Origin of the sequence: Micromonospora sp. WMMD754, assembly GCF_049315235.1 — a bacterium.
Classification (GTDB): domain Bacteria; phylum Actinomycetota; class Actinomycetes; order Mycobacteriales; family Micromonosporaceae; genus Micromonospora; species Micromonospora sediminicola.
Map to the genome: position 1 here is coordinate 3,409,557 of NZ_CP186058.1, position 16,528 is coordinate 3,426,084.

The 16,528-nt window shown below is 74.5% G+C and carries 13 protein-coding genes, 3 tRNA genes and 1 pseudogene; 11 read left to right on the top strand and 6 right to left on the bottom strand.

Features of this window, described 5'->3' with window-relative positions:
• Positions 1 to 72 precede the first annotated feature (72 nt).
• Positions 73 to 648, top strand: a complete 576-nt coding sequence (locus tag ACN27B_RS16610; RefSeq protein ID WP_099162182.1) for a GNAT family N-acetyltransferase — start codon at positions 73 to 75, stop codon at positions 646 to 648.
• Between the two features lie 73 nt (positions 649 to 721).
• Here ACN27B_RS16610 and ACN27B_RS16615 read toward each other — a convergent pair whose 3' ends face one another.
• On the bottom strand, positions 722 to 1,612 hold the full coding sequence (locus ACN27B_RS16615; RefSeq protein ID WP_422740953.1) for a 3-methyladenine DNA glycosylase: 891 nt from the start codon (positions 1,610 to 1,612) through the stop codon (positions 722 to 724).
• A gap of 34 nt (positions 1,613 to 1,646) precedes the next feature.
• Complete coding sequence (locus ACN27B_RS16620) at positions 1,647 to 3,065, bottom strand: hypothetical protein (RefSeq protein WP_422740954.1); 1,419 nt, start codon at positions 3,063 to 3,065, stop codon at positions 1,647 to 1,649.
• A gap of 157 nt (positions 3,066 to 3,222) precedes the next feature.
• On the opposite strand from ACN27B_RS16620, the gene ACN27B_RS16625 reads away from it, so the two are divergent.
• From ACN27B_RS16625 to ACN27B_RS16640, 4 genes are all read left to right on the top strand, one after another.
• Positions 3,223 to 4,026 (top strand): fumarylacetoacetate hydrolase family protein, encoded by an 804-nt coding sequence (locus tag ACN27B_RS16625; RefSeq protein ID WP_098743366.1) that lies wholly within the window; start codon positions 3,223 to 3,225, stop codon positions 4,024 to 4,026.
• A gap of 106 nt (positions 4,027 to 4,132) precedes the next feature.
• Positions 4,133 to 4,204: transfer RNA gene (locus ACN27B_RS16630), tRNA-Gln, on the top strand.
• Positions 4,205 to 4,279: 75 nt separating this feature from the next.
• Positions 4,280 to 4,352 (top strand) — tRNA-Glu (locus ACN27B_RS16635).
• 173 nt (positions 4,353 to 4,525) lie between these two features.
• Positions 4,526 to 4,598 (top strand) — tRNA-Glu (locus ACN27B_RS16640).
• 388 nt (positions 4,599 to 4,986) lie between these two features.
• On the opposite strand, the gene ACN27B_RS16645 is transcribed toward ACN27B_RS16640, so the two are convergent.
• On the bottom strand, positions 4,987 to 5,673 hold the full coding sequence (locus ACN27B_RS16645; RefSeq protein ID WP_013284529.1) for an IclR family transcriptional regulator: 687 nt from the start codon (positions 5,671 to 5,673) through the stop codon (positions 4,987 to 4,989).
• A gap of 49 nt (positions 5,674 to 5,722) precedes the next feature.
• Here ACN27B_RS16645 and leuC point away from each other — a divergent pair, with 49 nt between their 5' ends.
• The 4 genes from leuC (at position 5,723) to ACN27B_RS16665 (ending at position 10,560) form a co-directional block, all read left to right on the top strand.
• Positions 5,723 to 7,165: a 3-isopropylmalate dehydratase large subunit gene (gene leuC / locus ACN27B_RS16650; protein ID WP_099162179.1), complete on the top strand. Its 1,443-nt coding sequence runs from the start codon at positions 5,723 to 5,725 to the stop codon at positions 7,163 to 7,165.
• 15 nt (positions 7,166 to 7,180) lie between these two features.
• Positions 7,181 to 7,768, top strand: coding sequence for a 3-isopropylmalate dehydratase small subunit (gene leuD / locus ACN27B_RS16655; RefSeq protein ID WP_091580488.1), 588 nt, complete (start codon positions 7,181 to 7,183; stop codon positions 7,766 to 7,768).
• A 160-nt stretch (positions 7,769 to 7,928) separates the two neighbouring features.
• Positions 7,929 to 8,555 (top strand): HU family DNA-binding protein, encoded by a 627-nt coding sequence (locus ACN27B_RS16660; protein WP_098743362.1) that lies wholly within the window; start codon positions 7,929 to 7,931, stop codon positions 8,553 to 8,555.
• A 133-nt stretch (positions 8,556 to 8,688) separates the two neighbouring features.
• Positions 8,689 to 10,560 carry an endonuclease/exonuclease/phosphatase family protein gene (locus ACN27B_RS16665; RefSeq protein ID WP_422740955.1) on the top strand — a complete coding sequence of 624 codons (1,872 nt, stop codon included), beginning with the start codon at positions 8,689 to 8,691 and terminating at the stop codon, positions 10,558 to 10,560.
• Between the two features lie 11 nt (positions 10,561 to 10,571).
• On the opposite strand, the gene ACN27B_RS16670 is transcribed toward ACN27B_RS16665, so the two are convergent.
• From ACN27B_RS16670 to cofC, 3 genes and pseudogenes are all read right to left on the bottom strand, one after another.
• The gene (locus ACN27B_RS16670) at positions 10,572 to 11,453 is read right to left on the bottom strand and encodes an NUDIX hydrolase (RefSeq protein WP_172967837.1); all 882 of its coding nucleotides are present in this window, start codon (positions 11,451 to 11,453) and stop codon (positions 10,572 to 10,574) included.
• A 40-nt stretch (positions 11,454 to 11,493) separates the two neighbouring features.
• Positions 11,494 to 13,797 (bottom strand): RNA degradosome polyphosphate kinase, encoded by a 2,304-nt coding sequence (locus ACN27B_RS16675; protein ID WP_422740956.1) that lies wholly within the window; start codon positions 13,795 to 13,797, stop codon positions 11,494 to 11,496.
• A gap of 276 nt (positions 13,798 to 14,073) precedes the next feature.
• Positions 14,074 to 14,697, bottom strand: a pseudogene (cofC, locus tag ACN27B_RS16680) (2-phospho-L-lactate guanylyltransferase); the annotation flags it as partial.
• 96 nt (positions 14,698 to 14,793) lie between these two features.
• On the opposite strand from cofC, the gene ACN27B_RS16685 reads away from it, so the two are divergent.
• Together ACN27B_RS16685 and ACN27B_RS16690 are read left to right on the top strand one after the other, a co-directional pair.
• Positions 14,794 to 15,519 (top strand): lysophospholipid acyltransferase family protein, encoded by a 726-nt coding sequence (locus ACN27B_RS16685; RefSeq protein ID WP_099162174.1) that lies wholly within the window; start codon positions 14,794 to 14,796, stop codon positions 15,517 to 15,519.
• A complete protein-coding gene (locus tag ACN27B_RS16690) occupies positions 15,516 to 16,523 on the top strand; it encodes an NAD(P)H-dependent glycerol-3-phosphate dehydrogenase (protein ID WP_091580459.1) in 1,008 nt (335 codons plus the stop codon). Before ACN27B_RS16685 ends, ACN27B_RS16690 begins: the two co-directional genes overlap by 4 nt.
• Positions 16,524 to 16,528 lie beyond the last annotated feature (5 nt).

Below are 16,528 nucleotides of genomic sequence, written 5' to 3' on the forward strand. Positions count from 1 at the left end.
TTGCCCGATCGGGCCGGCTGGCAGCGGTTTAAAAGTTTGCGGCCCGCTGCGCGGCTGCCCAGAATCCATCCCGTGCCGACCGACTTCTCCGTCAAGCCCACGCTCACCGGCGAGCGTGTGCTGCTGCGCCCGTTCCACGACGACGACCTGCCCGCGCTGGCGGAGATCCTGACCGACCCGGAGGTGGCCCGGCTGACCGGGAGCCCGCCCGGGGAAGGCTTCCCCGACACCCGGCTGCGGGCCTGGTACGGCACCCGCAACAGCCAGACCGACCGGCTCGACCTGGCCGTGGTCGACCGCGCCAGTGGGCGCTGCGTCGGCGAGGTGGTGCTGAACGAGTGGGACCGCGCCAACGCGAGCTGCAACTTCCGCACCCTCATCGGGCCGACCGGACGGGACCGGGGCCTCGGCACCGAGGCGGTCCGGCTGATCGTCGGCCACGGCTTCGAGCAGCTCGGCCTGCACCGCGTCGGGCTGGAGGTGTTCGCGTTCAACCCGCGCGCCCGGCGGGCCTACGAGAAGGTCGGCTTCGTGGCCGAGGGGACGCTGCGGCAGGTGCTGCGCGACGGCGACGGCTGGGTGGACGCCACCGTCATGTCGATCCTCGCGCCGGAGTGGGCCCGACACCGGGGGCATCCGGAGGGTTGAGCCGGAGGCGTCGACCCGCGTCCGTGCTCGCCGACGCCGGCCTGCGCGCTCGGCTGACCCGCCGCGGCCCGGCTCAGGCCGGGCCGGCGGGCGCCGACCGGTCCAGCGCGGCCAGCAGGCGGGACCGCAGCCCGGCGGCCCGCTCGGCGAAGCCGCGCTGGGCGGCGGCGTACTCGGCCCGGCCCTCCGGGGTCTCCACCCGCACCGGCGGGTGGCCCAGATCCGCCAGGTCGTACGGGCTGGCCCGCATGTCCAGCACGCGGATCTCCCGGGCCAGCGCGAACGCGTCCGCGACCAGCTCCGACGGCACCAGCGGCGAGAGCTTGTAGGCCCACTTGTAGAGATCCATGTTGGCGTGCAGGCAGCCCGGCTGCTCCAGCGCGTGCTGACGCTCCCGGGTCGGTTGGAGCACGTTGAGCGGCCGGGCCGGACCGGTGAAGAACCGGAACGCGTCGAAGTGGCTGCACCGCACGCCACGCTCCTCGACCACCGCCGCGGTCGCCTCCGGGCTCAGGCGCAACGGCCAGGCGTTGTGCCGCACCTGCTCCTGCGTCTGCCGGTAGACCATCGCCCACTCGTGCATGCCGAAGCAGCCCAGGTGCGCCGGGCGACCGGCGGTGGCCGCCAGCAGCGTACGGATCCAGTCGATCGACTCGGCGCGCCGCGCGCGTACCCGCTCGGTGTCGAGGGTGAGCCCGACGGCGCCGGCGGTGTAGTCCGGGCCGAACCCGGCCGGGTCGGCGTCGCGCAGCGCCACGCCCGCGCCGGGGTGCCACCGGCGCAGCTGCGCCGGCCGGTGCGAGTAGTAGGTGAACAGGAAGTCCTCCACCGGATGCTTCACCCCGGTGCGGCGGCGGGCCAGGTGCGGCGCCAGCCAGGCGTCGACCCGCTCCTCGTGGGCGCGCCGGCGGGCCTGCCAGTCGGCCGCGTCGAGCACGGCGGCGGGGGCGAGGGCGGCGGTCACGGACCCCAGGGTACGACCGCCGCCTGCACCCCGGTCAGTCCACGTCCACCCGCACGCCGGCGGAGAACACCCCGCTGCGCAGCTCCAACTGCTTCGGCGGCTCGCCGCCGTGCACGGTGAAGACCAGCGGCAGCAGCACCCGCCGGCCGGCGGCCACCGGTTGGGCGAACACGTCCCGGCCGAGGTTCGCCACCCGCGTGGCGTTCTCGTCCGCGGCCACCCAGTTGCCGCCGGGCAGGTACGCGCGCTGCAACTGACCGTGCCACGTCTGCTGCTCGGACGTGAGGTTGCGCACGCCCACGGTGGCCAGGCACGGCCGCCCGCCGCCCGGCGCCGCCGGCAGCACCCCCGTCCCGCAGCTCATCCGGTAGACGGTGAACTCGAACGCGGTCTCCCGCAACGGCACCCCCAGCGCGCCGGTGACGCTGCTGCCCACCCAGGCGCCGCTGGTCGGCTGCTTGGTGGTGTCCATCGCGGCGACCCGCTGCGTGGCCGTCCACGCCGCCGCCCCGACCACGCCGGCCAGCACCGCGGCGGCCACGCCGACCACCAGCCAGACCGGCGGCCGGCGACGTCGGACGGCGGGCGTGGGCAGCGCCGGGCGCGGGTAGACGGTGCCCCGGTCCTCCGGGCCGCCCGCCCCGCTCGCGGCGACCGGTTCGGCCGGTCGAGTCCCGGTCGCGCCCGACGCCCCGATCGTGCCCCCGCTCGTCGTGGCGGGCCGGCGTCGTCGCCGGGCCGCCGCCCACCAGAGCAGGCCGCCGGTGAGCACCAGCAGCGCGGCGAACGCGGCGAGCAGCACCGGCGGACGACGCCAGGCCGGGGCCGCCGTCACCTGCGCCGCCGGCGCCGTGGCCGCGCCCACCCAGGTCGCCGTGGCGCAGTCGTACGGACGGGTGCCGTCGGTGCCGTAGACGCAGGTGGGGGCCGTCACCGAACGGCCCGGGCCGGTGACCGCGAGCGCGGTGTGCAGGGTGGTGGTGCTCCGCGCCGGCAGCCGCAGCCGCCAGGTGACCTCGCCGGCCGTCGCCCTCACCGGGCCGGTGGCCCGACCCCCGCCGGTCACCGTGGTGGCGCGGGAGCCGCTCGGCAGCTCCTGCCGCACCAGCGTCTCGACCGGCGTCGCACCGGCGTTGCGCACCTCGATCCGGTAACCCGGCGCCGGCGTGCCGGCCGCGCCCACCGCCACGCTCACCGGTGGCATCGACGCCGGGACCGGAGCCGGGCCGGTGGTCGGCACCGCGGGCGGCACCGCCGGGACGCCGGTCGGGATCGGGGTGGCCGCCTCGGCCGGGCGGGCCGGCGCCGCGACCGCGGCCGGCGGTGGGGCCGGTCGGGCGGGAGCGGCGGCCGCCCGGGGCGCCGCCGGGGGCAGCGCGGGCACGGCGGCGATGACGCCGAGGCAGTTCACCAGCACTGCCAGGGTCCTGTGGTGTCGTCTCGATGCAGGCATACCAACGAACCTCCGGACCCGAAGCTATGGTCCGGGGCCCGCCGGGCGGGTACGAAGCCGGCAATCCCGCCCCGGCCGGTGTGATCCGGCGTACCCTGGCCGGCCGCGCCGGGCCGGACCGGCCGCCACCCGCCGGCGTCGGGGATAGATTGGCCAGGTGCGTATCGCTCGTTTCGCTCATGCCAAGGGAATGTCGTTCGGAGTCGTCGAGGGCGAACCGGAGGCCGGGCCGCAGGGCCTGACCATCGCCGAGATCGAGGGCCACCCGTTCGGGCAGATCCAGTTCTCCGGCGCCCGCTGGGCGCTCTCCGACGTCCGGCTCCTGTCGCCGATCCTGCCCAGCAAGGTGGTCTGTGTCGGCCGTAACTACGCCGAGCACGCCGCCGAGCACGGCAGCGAGGTGCCCAAGGAGCCGCTGCTCTTCCTCAAGCCGTCCACCTCGGTGATCGGTCCGCGGGACGCCATCCGCCTGCCGATCTTCTCGAAGCAGGTGGAGCACGAGGCGGAGCTGGCCGTGGTGATCGGGGCGCCGGGCGCCCGCCGCGCCGACCGGGCCGCCGCCGAGCGGGCCATCTTCGGCTACACCTGCGCCAACGACGTCACCGCGCGGGACCTCCAGCGGTCCGACGGCCAGTGGACCCGGGCCAAGGGCTTCGACTCGTTCTGCCCCATCGGTCCGTGGATCACCACCGGGCTGGACGTGGCCGACCTGGAGATCCGGTGCGAGGTGGGCCGCAACCCGGAGGAGATGGAGGTCCGCCAGCTCGGCCGGACCAAGGACATGGTCTTCGACGTGCCGGGCCTGGTGTCCTACATCTCGCACGTGATGACGCTGCTTCCCGGCGACGTGGTGCTCACCGGCACGCCGGCGGGGGTTAGCCCGCTCACCGAGGGGGATACGGTCACCGTGCGGATCGAGGGGATCGGGGAACTCAGCAACCCCGTCGTCCCCGTCGCCTGATCCGTCCGACGCCCCGTTTCCGCAGGTCAAGGGTGGTTCGGGGGGTTGGATTTGGCCTGTCGGCACCGGGAGGGTAAAGTTCATTCCCGGCGCCGCAAGGGGCCAATGGGGTATGGGGTAATTGGCAGCCCGACTGATTCTGGTTCAGTTAGTCTAGGTTCGAGTCCTGGTACCCCAGCGCAGCCGCGGGTTCGCAAGAACCCCGGTCGCTGGATTCCGGCAGTTCACCGCTGCCGGAGTGCAAGAAGGTTCTGGCCCCGTCGTCTAGCGGCCCAGGACGCCGCCCTCTCAAGGCGGTAGCGCCGGTTCGAATCCGGTCGGGGCTACAGCACCGTCAGCCCGTCCCACTTCCCGGGGCGGGCTGTTCTGCTGTTCGGCTCCCCCGCGTCTGCTGTTCGGCTGCCCGCGCAGGGGGTGACCCCCGGCGGCGGTGCCGGACGCGGTGCCGCTAGACTACTGCCACGCCGCCCGGCAGGGTGGTGAAGCAGGAAAAGTGCCTGGCCCCGTCGTCTAGCGGCCCAGGACGCCGCCCTCTCAAGGCGGTAGCGCCGGTTCGAATCCGGTCGGGGCTACGTCATCGAACGGCCCGTCTCGCTCCCGCGAGACGGGCCGTTCGACATTCTGCCTTCCCTCCGGCCTGGTCGCTCCTCGTCCCCTCCGGCCCGGTCGCTCCTCGTCGATCAAGGAGTTCGCGTCACCCGCGCTGCCCCGATCCGACGCAAACTCCTTGATCGACGGAGCGGGACGGCTGCCGCCGCCTGGAACAGCGAAGATCTTGGTACGAAACGGCCCCTGGAGGGGCCGTTTCGTACCAAGATCTCGCAGCCGGGCAGCCGGGCAGCCGGGCAGCCGGGCAGCCGGGCAGCCGGGCAGCCGGGCAGCCGGGCAGCCGGGCAGCCGGGCAGCCGGGCAGCCGGGCAGCCGGGCAGCCGGGCAGCCGGGCAGCCGGGCAGCCGGGGGTCAGAGGCCGGAGAGGCGTTGGCCGGCGCGGACGACGGCCATGGCGTGGCGTTCGCCGGGGCGGCGGCCGAGGCGTTCGATCGGACCGGAGATGCTGATCGCGGCGATCACCCGCCCGGTGCGGTCCCGGATCGGGGCGGAGACGCTCGCCACGCCGGCCTCCCGCTCCGCGACGCTCTGCGCCCAGCCGCGCCGGCGCACCTCGGCCAGCGTGCGGCCGGTGAACTTGGAGCGGGGGAGCAGCGGCATGACCGCCTCCGGTGGCTCCCAGGCGAGCAGGATCTGGGCCGCCGAGCCGGCGGTCATCGGCAGCACCGAGCCGACCGGGACGGTGTCCCGCAGACCGCTGGCGCGCTCGGCGGCGGCCACGCAGATGCGCTCGTCGGCGCGGCGCAGGTAGAGCTGGGCGCTCTCGCCGGTGGCGTCGCGCAGCGCCGCGAGCAGCGGCTCGGCGGCGGTGAGCAGCACGTCCGGGGCCGCGTTGGCCAGCTCGCCCAGGCGTGGACCCGGGCGCCATCGGCCCTGGGTGTCCCGGACCAGCATCCGGTGGATCTCCAGCGCCTGTGCCAGCCGGTGCGCGGTGGCCCGGGGCAGCTTGGTGCGTTCAACGAGTTCGGCCAGGCTGGCGCCGTCGACACAGGCGGCCAGGATGACCACCGCCTTGTCGAGAACGCCGACACCGCTCATACTGTGTCCCACAAGCCGAAATTTACCTCCCAGAATTTAGGATGTCCAGATGGTGGGAGTCACTCAACCGAGGACCCTGGCCGAGAAGGTCTGGGACGCGCACGTGGTCCGCTCCGCCGCCGGCGAGCCGGACCTGCTCTTCATCGACCTGCACCTGCTGCACGAGGTGACCAGCCCGCAGGCGTTCGACGGGCTGCGCCTGGCCGGGCGCGGGGTGCGCCGGACCGATCTGACGATCGCGACCGAGGACCACAACACCCCGACCGGGTACGACGACCCTGCGTTCCGCTCCCGGCGCGGCGACCTGCTCACGATCGCGGACCCCACCTCCCGCACCCAGATCGAGACGCTGCGCCGCAACTGCGCCGAGTTCGGGGTGCGGCTGCACCCGCTGGGCGACGAGAACCAGGGCATCGTGCACGTCATCGGCCCGCAGCTCGGTCTCACCCAGCCCGGCATGACGATCGTCTGCGGCGACTCGCACACCGCCACCCACGGCGCGTTCGGCGCGCTCGCGTTCGGCATCGGCACCAGCGAGGTCGAGCACGTGCTCGCCACCCAGACGTTGCCGCAGGCCCGCCCGCGCACCATGGCGGTCAACGTGGTCGGCGAACTGGCGCCCGGCGTCACCGCCAAGGACCTGGTGCTCGCGCTGATCGCGCAGGTGGGCACCGGCGGCGGTCGCGGCCACATCGTCGAGTACCGGGGCGAGGCCATCCGCGACCTGTCGATGGAGGGGCGGATGACGATCGCCAACATGTCCATCGAGTGGGGCGCCAAGGCCGGCATGATCGCGCCGGACGAGACCACGTTCGCGTACCTGAAGGGGCGGCCGAACGCGCCCCAGGGGGCCGACTGGGACGCGGCGCTGGAATACTGGCGGACGTTGCCCACCGACGAGGGCGCGACGTTCGACACCGAGGTCACGCTGGACGCGAGCCGGATCACGCCGTTCGTCACCTGGGGCACCAACCCCGGTCAGGGCGTGCCGCTGGGCGCGACCGTGCCGGACCCGGAGGCGTTCGACACCGAGCCGGAGCGGGTCGCCGCCCGGCGGGCGTTGGAATACATGGACCTCAGCCCCGGCACCCCGCTGCGCGACCTCGCCGTCGACGTGGTCTTCGTCGGCTCCTGCACCAACGGCCGGTTGGAGGACCTGCGGGCCGCCGCCGACGTGCTGCGCGGGCGGCGGGTCGCCGACGGCGTACGCATGCTCGTGGTTCCCGGCTCCGCCGCGGTCCGGGAGGCGGCCGAGATCGAGGGGCTGGACCAGGTCTTCACCGACGCGGGCGCCGAGTGGCGGTTCGCCGGCTGCTCCATGTGTCTGGGGATGAACCCCGACACGCTCAGGCCCGGGGAGCGCTCCGCCTCGACCTCCAACCGCAACTTCGAGGGCCGCCAGGGTCGGGGCGGGCGTACCCACCTGGTGTCCCCGCCGGTCGCCGCCGCCACCGCCGTGGTCGGCCGGCTGGCCGCCCCCGCCGACCTGTAGAAGGGCAGCCGAGAGATGGACAAGTTCACCACCCACACCGGCACCGTGGTGCCGCTGCGGCGGTCCAACGTGGACACCGACCAGATCATCCCCGCCGTGTACCTCAAGCGGGTGACCCGGACCGGTTTCGCCGACGGCCTGTTCAATGCGTGGCGGGAGGACCCGTCATTCGTTCTCAACGATCCCGCTTATTCGGGAGCGTCGATTCTTGTGGCCGGTCCGGAGTTCGGCACCGGGTCGTCCCGGGAGCATGCCGTCTGGGCGCTGCGGGACTGGGGGTTCCGGGCCGTCGTGTCGCCCCGCTTCGGCGACATCTTCCGCGGCAACGCGCTGAAGGAAGGGCTCCTTCCGGTCGAGCTGGAATTGAGTGCCGTGGAGCAACTCTGGGCGCTCGCGGAATCCGATCCGACCACTCCGGTCACCGTCGATCTCGACGCCCGCGAGGTCCGCGCCGGGGATGCCACCTGGGCCTTCCCGCTGGACGACCACAGTCGGTGGCGGCTGATGGAGGGCTTGGACGACATTGGACTCACCCTCCGGCACGAGGCCGACATCGCCACGTACGAGGCCTCCCGACCGGTGTTCCTGCCCTCGATCGCCTGACCCGTACCCCCTTTTCGCCCCCACCGGCCCGGCCGGTGGGGGCGAATCCGTTGCGACACAAGGGCTTTTTTCCACCGAATGTTTGTGTCCAGGCAGCACAGGGCATACCGTGCGCGCAGAATGGCTCGCGTCGAGTCAGTTGCACAATCGGGAGGAAGTCGTGAACAAGGCCGAGCTCATCGAGGCGCTCGCCGTTCGCCTGGGGGACCGGAAGACGGCGACGGCCGCGCTCGACGCGGTTCTCGCTGAGGTCCAGGCGGCGGTCACCAAGGGCGAGAAGGTGGCGATCACCGGATTCGGAGCGTTCGAGAAGCGCGTCCGGGGAGCCCGAACAGCGCGCAACCCGCGGACCGGCGAGGCGGTGAAGGTCAAGAAGACCTCCGTCCCGACCTTCCGGGCGGGCGCGGGCTTCAAGGAGATGGTGGCCAGCGGCAAGGTGCCGAAGGACACCGCCGCCGCGAAGAAGACCACCGGGGCCGCCAAGACCACCGCGGCGGCGAAGAAGACCACGGCGGCGAAGACCACCGGGGCCGCGAAGAAGACCACGGCGGCGAAGGCCACCAAGACCACGGCCGCGAGCAAGAAGGCCGCACCGGCCAAGAAGGCCACCGCGACCAAGACCGCGGCGGCGAAGAAGACGACCGCGGCGAAGTCCGCCACGGCCAAGAAGACCACCGCGGCCAAGAAGACGACCGCGGCCAAGTCGGCCACGGCGAAGAAGACCACGGCGGCCAAGAAGGCGCCCGCGAAGAAGGCGCCGGCCAAGAAGGCCGCCACCCGGCGCTGACCGGACCGTCCCACCGGGGGCGCCCACCGTTCGCGGTGGGCGCCCTCGTCCGTGGGTACGCGTTGACCGCCCGCCGCGCCGCCGCGCAGAATCGCCGTGCCGAAACCCCCGTCGGTCACGAGAAGAGGCGCCCGTGCGGCACCGTCACCTCTGCACCCTCGCGCTCGCCCTGGGCGTCACGGTCCTGCTGGACGTGCTTCGGGTCTGGCTCCCGTCGGTCATCACGCTCTTCGGCCGCGCCGCCGAGACGCCCGCCGAGCTGCTCGGCGCGTTCGCGCTCGGCTGGTTCGTGCTCGCGCTGGCCGCGCCCGGCCTGGTACGCCGGCTCGGCGTCCGCCCGGTCGGCCTCGCGGCGGCCGGCGTGCTGGCCGCCGTACGCCTGCTCCTGACCGCCGGTCCCGGTGGCACGGCCCAGCTCTGGCTGGCGTGCGCCGGGCTGCTCGCCGGCCTGGTCTGGCTCGCCGCGGCCGCCGCGCTCGTCGACCGGCCGGTCGCCGGGCTGGCGCTCGGCCTGGCCGGCAACGCGGTCGGGCACGCCCTGCTCGGCACCGAGGACCTGGTCTGGCGCGGTGGTGTGCTCGGGTGGAGCCTGAGCGTCCCGCTGGTGCTGGCGTTCCTCGCCGCGGCCGGGCTCTCCGCGACACGACGGCCGGCGACGCCGTCCGCCGGGCGGCGGGCCTGGTTGCTCTGCGGTCCGGCGCTGCTGCTGGCCAACCAGATCGCGCTCGCCCCGGCGGTCTGGAGCGCCGCCGCCGGCGCCGGTTCCCCCGACTTCCCCGGCCTCGCCCGTCCCGCCGTCCCCGTGCTGGGCGGGTACGCGGTCCTGCTGTTCCTGGCGGGCGTGCTGCTCCGGATGCCGACCCGTCTCGCCCGGGTGCTCTGGCCGGTCGCGCTGGTCGCGGGCGCGGTGCTGTTCGCGACCGGGCGGTTGGTCCCGGCGTACCTGCTCACCGCCGCCGGGCTCGGCGGTTGCCTGGCGCTGACCGACTCGACGACCGACGACGCGGTGGCCGGCGCCGACCCGGACGGACGGGCGGCGGCGCGGCGCGGTCGGGCCGCCGTCGTCGGAATGCTGGTCTTCGCGGTGGCCACGGTGGCCTACTACGCCGCCTACGACCTCGGGTACCCCAACGGGTGGGTGCCGGTCGCCGCGGCCGTCCTGGTTGCTCTGGTGGCGTTCACCGGGCCACCGTGGTCCGCCCCGACCCTGCCCGATCCGGCGCGGACCTGGCTCCTCCTCGGCCTGACGGCGTCGGCCGGGCTCGCCGCCCACCTGCACGCCCCGCCGTCGGACCCCCGGCCGGGCGGCCCGCCGGGGACGGTGCGGGTCACCGCCTACAACATCCGGATGGGCTTCGGCATCGACGGCCGGCTGGACCTCGACGCGGTCGCCGGACAGCTGCGCGGGGCGGACGTGGTGCTGCTCAGCGAGGTGGACCGGGGCTGGTGGCTCAACGGCGGGCACGACACGGTGGCGCTGCTGGCCGGTCGGCTGGGGATGCCGTACGTCTTCGCGCCCGCCGCCGACCCGGTGTGGGGCGACGCGGTGCTCACCCGATTCCCGGTGCGCTCCGGCCGGACCCGGCCGTTGACCGCGCACGGCGCGCCGACCGGGGCGCAGGCGCTCGGCGTGACGCTCGACCTCGGCGGGCGCGAGCTGGCCGTGGTCGCCACCCACCTGCAACCGCCGCCCGGCCGGGATCCGGTGGAACAGGCCCGCGAGGTGGCCGCGTTCGCCGGCGAATACGCGGCCGGCCGGCCGCTGGTGCTCGGCGGCGACCTCAACACCGAGCCGGACGATCCGGCGTTCGCCGAGTTCACCCGGGCCGGTCTGGTGGACGCGCTGGCCGCCGCCCGGCCGCTGCGGACCAGCCCCGCCGACGACCCGCGTACCCAGATCGACCACGTCCTCGTCTCGCCGGGCCTGACCGCCGCCGAGGTGCGCGCGCCGCGTACCGAGGCCAGCGACCACCTCCCGGTGACGCTCACCGTCGCGTTCCCGTGAACCCGGCCCGCCTACAGGCGGTCGGCGAGCACCAGGCGGTCGCCGGCGAAGGGGAGGAGCCAGCCGCCCCCCTTGGCGGTGGTGAAGTCGTCGGCGCGGCCGGTGAGCCGTTCCAGCGCGCCCGGGATCACCTTGCCCTGGCTGCACACCGCGACCGGCTCGCCGGCGGCGGCCAGCGCGGTCAGCCGCGCGGCGGCGGCGAGCGCGCACTCCTCGGCCTGCTGGCCCGGCGCCGGCTCGTCCAGGTCGCCGCAGACCTCGATCGGCAGGTCCAGGTGGGTCGCCGCCGGGTCCAGGGTCTGCACGCAGCGGCGGGCCGACGCGGAGAGCAGGCGCACCGGGCGGACCAGGGACACCAGCGGGACCAGCGCCCGCGCCTGCGCCCGCCCCTCGGCGTCCAGCGGGCGGCCGGTGTCCGGGCCGGTCCACGTGCCCCGCTTGCCGGCGTGCGCGTGCCGGACCAGCAGCAGCGTGGCGGTGACCGGCGGCAGCGCCGCGAACGCGGCGATCACCTCGGCGTCGTGCGGATAGCTGACCCGGCGGGCGGCGTCGTCCACCGCGTACCAGGCCACCTCGTCGACCTCGGTGCCGGGCTGGAAGCCGCCGGCGCCGACGGCCCGCATCGACCACCAGTCGACCGCCTTGGGTCGGCCCTCGCTGCGGTAGCGGACCGTGGGCAGGCGGACCTGCGGCACGGCCCGCACGTCGGTCTCCTCGGCCACCTCCCGCACGGCGGCGACCAGCGGGTGCTCGCCGGCGTCCAGCTTGCCCTTGGGCAGTGACCAGTCGCCGTAGCGGGGACGGTGCACCAGGCAGATCTCGACGCCGGTGGGACCCGGACGCCAGACGACGCCACCCGCCGCCCGGATCCGCACCGGTTCGTCGTCGCTCATCCGCTCACCGTATGCCCGCCCGTCGCCCGGCACGGCCCGCTCAGTCCGCCCGACCGCCGACCCGGCGCAACAGCAGGTCCTGCAGGTGGGTCAGCGGCGCGTCGTCGGTGCCGGTACGCCGGTGCCAGCTGCCGTCCGCGGCCAGCTCGAACGCGTCCACGTCGCTGTCGAACGCGGTGGCCAGGACGTGGTCCAGCTCGGCCCGGGCCACCGGGTCGCTCACCTGCACCAGCGCCTCCACCCGGCGGTCCAGGTTGCGGTGCATCAGGTCGGCCGAACCCATCCAGAACTCCGCGTCGCCGTTGTTGCCGAACCGGAAGACGCGCGAGTGCTCCAGGAACCGGCCGAGGATCGAGCGGACCCGGATGTTCTCCGACAGCCCGGGCACGCCCGGGCGCAGCGTGCACATGCCCCGGATCAGCAGGTCGACGTGGACGCCCGCCCGCGACGCCCGGTAGAGCGCGTCGGTGATCTCCTCGTCGACCAGGGAGTTCACCTTGAACTGCACCAGCCCCGGCATGCCGAGCCGGACGTGCTCGATCTCCCGGTCGATCCGCTCGATCAGGCCGCTGCGGATGCCCTGCGGGGCGACCAGCAGCCGGCGGAAGGCGGTCTGCCGGCTGTAGCCGGTGAGCACGTTGAACAGGTCGGTCAGGTCGGCGCCGATCTCCGGATCGGCGGTGAGCATGCCGAAGTCCTCGTAGAGCCGGGCGGTCTTCGGGTGGTAGTTGCCGGTGCCGATGTGGCAGTAGCGCCGGATCTGGTTGCCCTCCTGGCGCACCACCAGCGCGGTCTTGCAGTGCGTCTTGAGCCCCACCAGGCCGTAGACCACATGGCAGCCGGCCCGCTCCAGGGTGCGGGCCCAGCCGATGTTGGCCACCTCGTCGAAGCGCGCCTTCAGCTCCACCAGCACCACCACCTGCTTGCCGGCGGCGGCCGCGTCGACCAGCGCGTCGACGATCGGGGAGTCGCCGCTGGTGCGGTAGAGCGTCTGCTTGATGGCGAGCACGTTCGGGTCGGCCGCGGCCTGCTCCACGAAGCGCTGCACGCTGGTCGCGAACGAGTGGTAGGGGTGGTGCACCAGCACGTCGCCGTCGCGCAACGTGGCGAACACGCTGCGCGGCACCTCACCCTCGGCCAGGCGCGGGTGGGTGGCCGGCACGAACGGCGGGTCCTTGAGGTCGGGTCGGTCGGCCTCGCCGTAGACCTGCCACAGGGCGGACAGGTCGAGCAGCCCTCGGACCCGCAGCACGTCGTGTCCGTCCATGTCCAGCTCGCGGACGAGCAGCTCCAGCATGTGGTCGGAGATGGAGGCGGCCACCTCCAGCCGCACCGGCGGGCCGAACCGGCGCCGGGCCAGCTCCCGCTCGAGCGCCTGGAGCAGGTCCTCGTCGCGGTCCTCGTCGACCTCCACCTCGGCGTTGCGGGTGACCCGGAACAGGTGGCACTCGACCACCTGCATGCCGGAGAAGAGCTGGCCGAGGTGGACGGAGATGAGGTCCTCCACCGGCAGGAAACGCACCCCGGGCCGGTCCTTGGCCACCCGGACGAACCGGGGGACGTTGTTCGGCACCTTGACCCGGGCGAACAGCTCCGAACCGCCGTCCGGGTCGCGGACCGAGACGGCCAGGTTCAGCGACCGGCCGGAGATGTAGGGGAACGGGTGCGCCGGGTCGACCGCGAGCGGCGTGAGCACCGGGAAGATGTGCTCGCGGAACCAGGTGCGCAGCCGCTCCCGCTCGGCGTCGTCGAGGTCGCTCCACCGCAGGACCCGGATGTCCTCCTCGGCGAGCCGGGGCAGCACGTCGTCGACGAAGCAGGCGGCGTGCCGGGCGACCAGGTCGGCGGTCCGCTCGGTGATCAGTTCGAGCTGGGTGCGCAGCGGCAGCCGGTCACCGCCGCGCACCGGCAGGCCGGCGGAGAGCCGGCGCTTGAGCCCGGCCACCCGGACCATGAAGAACTCGTCCAGGTTGCTGGCGAAGATCGCCAGGAACTTCGCGCGCTCCAGCAGCGGCGTGCGGGGGTCCTCGGCGAGCGCCAGCACCCGGGCGTTGAAGTCGAGCCAGGACAGCTCGCGGTTGAGGAAGCGGTCCTCCGGCAGCGGCTGCGCGGTCGACGGGCCGGCGTCCGGGTCGGTCCCGTCGGCCGGGCCGGGTCCCTCCACCGGGTCGAGCGGCTCGTCAAGGCCGGTGGCGCCGGCCGCGTCCGGGTCGGCGCCGAGGCGCTCCTCGGGCGGCCGGGTCTGCCGGAACCGCCCGTCGGGTCCGCGCGTGGGGCGGCCGTTGCGGGGCGTGCCGGGGTCGAGGAGGGGCGGCGGGTCGGAGTGCTCGCGAGGGGTGCTCACCACCTCATGATTCCCTGACGAGAGTGAACAGAAAATGAACTCCGGCCAGGTTGTTCACGCCATGGTCGGCAAGGTCACGCGGACCACCTCGCCGGCCGCGTCGCGTTCCACGCGCACCCGCTGGCCGAGCCGCAGCAGCCGGAGCCCGGACGCGTCGAACGCGCGGGCCGGGAAGGCCAGCTCGGTGCCGTCGTCGAGCAGCAGCACCCCGCTGCGGGTCGACGCGTCGTAGGTGGCCACCGTGCCCTGCATGCCAGCACCGTACCGGACCGCACCGGCGACCCGGGCCAGCAGCGCCCCGGTGCGGGGGCCCACGCCCAGCCCGGCGGCGGCGGCCAGGTCGGGCGGGGTGTCCACGTCCCGGCGCAGGCTGGGCCAGTCGCCGGCCAGCGGTAGCGCGCCGCCGGCGGCGTGCGCGGCGGCCGAGCCCGGGCCGAAGCGGGGGGCCAGCGGCAGCCCGGCCGGCGCGGCGAGCAGCACGGTGCCCCCGCCCGGGGCGTCGGCCACGAACCCGCGTACCCCCTCGGTGGCGCGCAGCGCCGCGGCCAGCTCGGCCGGGCGCAGCGCCGGCAGGTCGGCGGTGAGGGCGGCCACCGCCTCCCCGGGCCCGGCGAGGGCCGCGCCGTGCCGGAAGGCCGCGTTGAGCCCGCCGCCCGGGTCGGCAACGACCCGGGTGCCCGCGGCGGTCGCCGCCGCGCCCGCCCGGGGGTCGTCGGTGACCACCAGCACCCGGGCGACCGCCGGGCACGCCCGCACCGCGCGCAGCGTGTCGGCCGCCAGGGCCAGCGCCAGTTCCTCGTGGGGTACGCCGGGCAGCGCGCCCCGCAGCCGGCTCTTCGCGGCGCGGAGGCGCTTCACCGGCATCACCACGGTCCAGCTCGGCTCAGGCACGCCGACCATCCTGCCAGCGCCGGTGGCGGTACCCGCACTGGCCGGACCGGGGGCGAGCAGGCATGATTCTCTCCCGGGGCGCGTGGGGCGGAACGAGGAGGCACTGTGGCACCGCGGAGGCTGGGATTCTGGCAACGGTTCGCCGTGGTGCTGGTGAAGCCGGTGTTGACGGTGTGGACCAGGCGCACCTGGCGGGGGATGGAACACCTGCGCCGCGACGGCGGGATCATCATCGTGCCCAACCACATCTCGCACGCCGACCCGCTGGTCTCCGCGCACTTCATCTACGACGCCGGGCGCTGGCCGCAGTTCCTGGGCAAGGCCAGCGTCTTCCGGGTCCCGGTGATCGGCTGGATCCTGCACCGGTGCAGGCAGATCCCGGTCGAGCGGGGCAGCGTCGAGGCGGTCAAGTCGCTGGACAAGCTGGTCGCCGCGCTGGACGAGGGAGGCGCCGTGGTGATCTACCCGGAGGGCACCACGACCCGGGAGCCGCAGCTGTGGCCGATGAAGGGCAAGACCGGCGCGGCCCGGCTGGCGTTGGCCACCGGCGCCCCGGTGATCCCGGTGGCGATGGTCGGCCCGGAGCGGATGTTCGACCCCCGGACGGCGCGGATCGGGCTGCGCCCGCGCACCCCGGTGACGGTGGTGGCCGGGCCGCCGGTCGACCTGAGCCGGTGGGCGGACGCCACGCCGACCCGGGCGATCCTGGAGGAGATGACGGACACGATCATGCTGCGGATCCGTGACCTGGTCGCCGAGATCCGCGGTGGCACCCCGCCACCGCTCTGGCAGCGGCCGGCCCGCACCGGCACCCGGGAGGTCTCCGAATGAGCGGGCACGTCGCGGTCCTCGGCGCCGGGTCCTGGGGAACCGCGTTCGCCAAGATCCTCGCCGACGCCGGGCGGGACGTCACCGTCCTGGCCCGCCGCGCCGCCGTGGCCGAGGCGATCCGGACCGGACGGCACAACCCGGACTACCTGCCGGACGTGCGCCTGCCCGAGCGGGTCACCGCCACCGGCGACGCCGCCGAGGCGATCGAGGGCGCCGAGGTGGTGGTGCTCTCGGTGCCGTCGCAGACGCTGCGCGGAAACCTGGCCGACTGGACGCCCCACCTGGCCCCCGACGCCACGCTGGTGTCCCTGATGAAGGGCATCGAGCTGGGCACCACGAAGCGGATGAGCCAGGTGATCACCGAGACGGCCGGGGTGCCGGCCGACCGGGTGGTGGTCGTCTCCGGGCCCAACCTGGCCCCGGAGATCGCCGCCGAGCAGCCGGCCGCCACCGTGGTCGCCGGCACCGACAGCCGCCGGACGGCGCTGGTGCAGGCCTCGATCCGGACGCCCTACTTCCGCCCGTACACCAACGACGACGTGATCGGCTGCGAGCTGGGTGGGGCGGTGAAGAACGTGATCGCGCTGGCGTACGGGATCGCCACCGCGATGGGCTTCGGCGACAACACCCGGGCCATGCTGATGACCCGTGGCCTGGCCGAGACCGCCCGGCTGGGCGTGGCGCTCGGCGCCGACCCGATCACCTTCGCCGGCCTGGCCGGCATGGGTGACCTGGTCGCCTCCTGCTCGTCCCCGCTGGCCCGCAACCGCACCTTCGGCGAGCACCTGGGCCGGGGCGAGACGCTGGAGCAGGCGCAGGCGGCCACCCGGCAGACCGCCGAGGGTGTGAAGAGCTGCCTGGCCATCCGCGACCTGGCCCGGGCGCACGGGGTGGAGATGCCGATCACCGAGCAGATCGAGCGGATCTGTCACGAGGGGATGGACCCCCGCCTCGCCGTGGACGCGCTGATGAGCCGGACCGCCAAGCCGGAGTCGTACGAGTGAGCGGA

What these genes read in the sequence shown, in the direction of transcription:
- ACN27B_RS16645 (WP_013284529.1), bottom strand. Translation starts at nt 5,673, where the DNA reads ATGAGCGGTGTCGGCGTTCTCGACAAGGCGGTGGTCATCCTGGCCGCC.
- ACN27B_RS16620 (WP_422740954.1), bottom strand. Translation starts at nt 3,065, where the DNA reads ATGCCTGCATCGAGACGACACCACAGGACCCTGGCAGTGCTGGTGAAC.
- ACN27B_RS16690 (WP_091580459.1), top strand. Translation starts at nt 15,516, where the DNA reads ATGAGCGGGCACGTCGCGGTCCTCGGCGCCGGGTCCTGGGGAACCGCG.
- leuD (WP_091580488.1), top strand. Translation starts at nt 7,181, where the DNA reads ATGGACAAGTTCACCACCCACACCGGCACCGTGGTGCCGCTGCGGCGG.
- leuC (WP_099162179.1), top strand. Translation starts at nt 5,723, where the DNA reads ATGGTGGGAGTCACTCAACCGAGGACCCTGGCCGAGAAGGTCTGGGAC.
- ACN27B_RS16670 (WP_172967837.1), bottom strand. Translation starts at nt 11,453, where the DNA reads ATGAGCGACGACGAACCGGTGCGGATCCGGGCGGCGGGTGGCGTCGTC.